Here is a 3,023-nt window from a genome sequence, read left to right as displayed (position 1 = left end):
CCCCCCCGCATCAGTGCTAGAGTTAGAGTTAGAGTTATAGTTAGAGTTGGCGCCAACTCTGGGCCCATCATTAGCTCCAGAATTAACTCTGGTGTTAATCCTGATGTTAAAGTTGACGTTGATGTCAGCTTTGTCTTATGGTTCCGAGCATGTATGTTATTACTTTTGCCAACCCAAAGGGTGGGTCCGGAAAAACGACCTCCGCAATGCTCTTGGCCGAGCAGATCGCCCACTCTGGGGGACGTGTCGCGATTCTCGACCTTGACCCCAACGCCAATATTCTCGCATGGGCTGAAGCGCGCAGTGCAGACGGGCGCCAGGTGCCTTTTGCAATCCATGCCCGCCCGCAAGCCGACGAGATCGTCGAGCTGATCGACTCCTTGAATGACACGACCGATTATCTGATCATCGACCTCGAAGGCTCGAAAGATCAGGTCGTCACCTTCGCACTTTCGCGGACGGACCTTTGTGTGATCCCGCTGGACGGCTCTCCCATGGAAGCACGACAGGCCGCTGCCGCAGTGCGTCTTGTGCAGACCACTTCCAGCATGATTCGCGCACCGATCAATTACACGCTTCTGTTTACCCGGACCAATGCCGCGTTCCAAACCACGGATGAGCGCGACGTTCGGAAAGAGATGGAGATCAACAATATTCCAAGCCTACCGGTGCGGGTTGCCAAACGCGCGCCATATACGCGCATTTTCCGCGACGGGGTGCTTCTCTCCGAACTCCTCGCCATCGTTACTGCCGAACATGAAGGGAAAACCGCATCCGTTACCGATAAGGCCTTGAGGCAAGTGACAAGCGCCATCGAAAATGCCCGGGACTACGCCCAGGCTCTCATTCATGCCCTCACCAATGAGAGGGCATCATGAGCAAATATGGGTTTGGTGGGGGCATTGAACTTCCCAAGACCACAGAGCCGCGCAAGCAACGTCCAAAAATCGAACACAGCAGCGTCGAAAAGGCCGTGCAAGCCGGTTCGGAATTGGGATTTGTCGCCCGCGATTCATCCCCACGCCTGAAGCCGGGACCCAAGCGCAGAGAGCCCCAGGGCAAGGTCTCAATTCCGGGGCCGAAACGCGTGGTGGATCGCTTCCGGGATTTTTGTAGAACGCGCGACCTGACCCTATGGCAAGGTCTTGAACTCTTGCTTGATGCACAGCGGGGCAGGGAGGACGATTAGCGCGTGTTGCCTTGAAACGCATTCACGGGGCGCCATGCACGCATTTGCTGCGTAAACGCCGCCTCATGTCACCGCGTGAACACTTGCACCTAGGCAAGTGCGACACGCTTTAGGTCGGCATGCATATCTCAGCCACCGCGACTGTTACTCGCTGCTATGGCCCGCCCCGACGCTCAAACACTTTGCGGCAAAAGCCGATGAAAGCCGCATCTGGATTGCGCGGCGGTTCCGTCATCCAGCTGCGCCAATCCTGTTCCAGCACATAGACATCCCATCCCGGCGCAACCATGCGGGCTTTTTCATAAGTGTCTGGGTGCAGAGAAATCTCCGGGGTATGCCCTACCGTTTCGGTACTCCCCGCTGCAGTGACCGTTCCTCGATTGGTGAACACCACATTGTCGCCTTCTTCCTCAAAGCTGACGCTATAATCGGGAAGATGATCATGCCGCGCCAAATCGCGGATCACGAAGCGGAACCGTTTCAACGGCATGCGTGCGCCGGTCCGTTTCAAGAGATTCTCAAGCCCCACCTTATGTGATGGTTGAGAGCCGCAGAACTTGCGGGCAATCTCATATACCCGCCGCTCGATCGGTTTTCGCAATCGGAAATAGTCGCGATGAAGCGTGAGAACCTTGTTCCGCCGAATGCTGTTGAAGATCCACTCTGAAATCTGGATTTCAGCCCACAGAATGCGGCCATTCTGGGTGCCATCCTTCCGGCGCACATGCGCACTCTCGATCAAATGGAAGAGACCAGTCTCTTCTTCGTCCCCCAGCGCCACCGCTGACCTATCGCTGTGGGTCGTGATGTTCGTCTTTATGACCGTTCCCATCAGGCGCTCGAGACCCTCCACGAAGGCGTTGTAATCTTTCCCGCCCGTGCCACGATTGACGAAGATCAACAGCTCGCGGGGGCTGAACCTAAGGCGCCGGTCGACTTTTTGGCCCTGGTTCAGCTTGTCCATAATCTGCGAGACCGCGTAGATCAAAATATCCTTATCATAAATCGTTGCCTGCCCCTTCACGCTGGGAATTATTTCCAGCCAATGCCCCTTGTGCTCATAGCGCCGGACCGCCGTTTCAGGCTTCTTCGACAACGCGTAGAACGGATGCTCCATGGTCGGCATAAGATCCTTGAGAACCGCATCCGCTACGTCACAAATGAAGAAGTCCGGCTGAGGGTGCCGGTCAGGAAGAAGTTTATCAAATGAGTTCGGGGTATCAGGAACCATGCCCTACATTCGGGGTATCAGGAACCGTTGTCAAGATTCGGGGTATCAAGAACCAGAAAGCCTGTGTGTAACTTTTTCCAGACGCGGGTATCAGGAACCCATATTCGGGGTATCAGGAACCAAAGTTCGGGGTATCAGGAACCGACGGTAGTGAAACTGCATTATATTACATATAGTTAGACAGTGTTTTTTTGCGCGTAACACAGAATCTAACATTTATAACACTCACCCAGTGTAGTTGATCGCGGTGCCTCATTTTGCCCTCGGTTTCACCGGACATCTATTCAGCTTCAGTTTTGGCCTAGATAAACTCACGGGATGAACATCTTTTCAGACCCTGTCTCGGTGGTTTTCCTTACAGCGTTCAATCCATGTGATGGGACCAACAGCCAGAATATAGCAAATTCAACCATAGCACCCCCGGCCCGTTACTCACGCCGCCAAATGCAGGCACTCAAAAAGAGAACAGGCTCGTCTTATGAGAGGTTCTGAAAAAAGAGGAGGGTAGTTGACCTGCCACTGAACTTTCATCCATGCGGAACCGGAGCCCGTTGGGTTGATACGCCGATTGGCGCGATGTGAGCAACCGGCAGCGGCGCGGAG

General features: G+C 54.4%; 3 protein-coding genes. 2 read left to right on the top strand and 1 reads right to left on the bottom strand.

What is annotated here, in order from left to right; all coding sequences use genetic code 11:
* Positions 1 to 137 precede the first annotated feature (137 nt).
* Complete coding sequence (locus tag JAO82_RS14100; RefSeq protein ID WP_332872539.1) at positions 138 to 878, top strand: ParA family protein; 741 nt, start codon at positions 138 to 140, stop codon at positions 876 to 878.
* Positions 875 to 1,189 (top strand): hypothetical protein, encoded by a 315-nt coding sequence (locus tag JAO82_RS14095; protein WP_198687028.1) that lies wholly within the window; start codon positions 875 to 877, stop codon positions 1,187 to 1,189. Before JAO82_RS14100 ends, JAO82_RS14095 begins: the two co-directional genes overlap by 4 nt.
* 154 nt (positions 1,190 to 1,343) lie before the next feature.
* On the opposite strand, the gene JAO82_RS14090 is transcribed toward JAO82_RS14095, so the two are convergent.
* Positions 1,344 to 2,420 carry a replication initiator protein A gene (locus tag JAO82_RS14090; RefSeq protein WP_198687027.1) on the bottom strand — a complete coding sequence of 359 codons (1,077 nt, stop codon included), beginning with the start codon at positions 2,418 to 2,420 and terminating at the stop codon, positions 1,344 to 1,346.
* Between the last annotated feature and the right edge of the window lie 603 nt (positions 2,421 to 3,023).

Origin of the sequence: Pontibaca salina (genome assembly GCF_016307205.1) — a bacterium.
Classification (GTDB): domain Bacteria; phylum Pseudomonadota; class Alphaproteobacteria; order Rhodobacterales; family Rhodobacteraceae; genus Pontibaca; species Pontibaca salina.
Note: the sequence above shows the minus strand (reverse complement) of the source record. Positions and strands in the feature narration are given on the sequence as shown.

What these genes read in the sequence shown, in the direction of transcription:
- JAO82_RS14095 (WP_198687028.1), top strand. Translation starts at nt 875, where the DNA reads ATGAGCAAATATGGGTTTGGTGGGGGCATTGAACTTCCCAAGACCACA.
- JAO82_RS14090 (WP_198687027.1), bottom strand. Translation starts at nt 2,420, where the DNA reads ATGGTTCCTGATACCCCGAACTCATTTGATAAACTTCTTCCTGACCGG.
- JAO82_RS14100 (WP_332872539.1), top strand. Translation starts at nt 138, where the DNA reads ATGGTTCCGAGCATGTATGTTATTACTTTTGCCAACCCAAAGGGTGGG.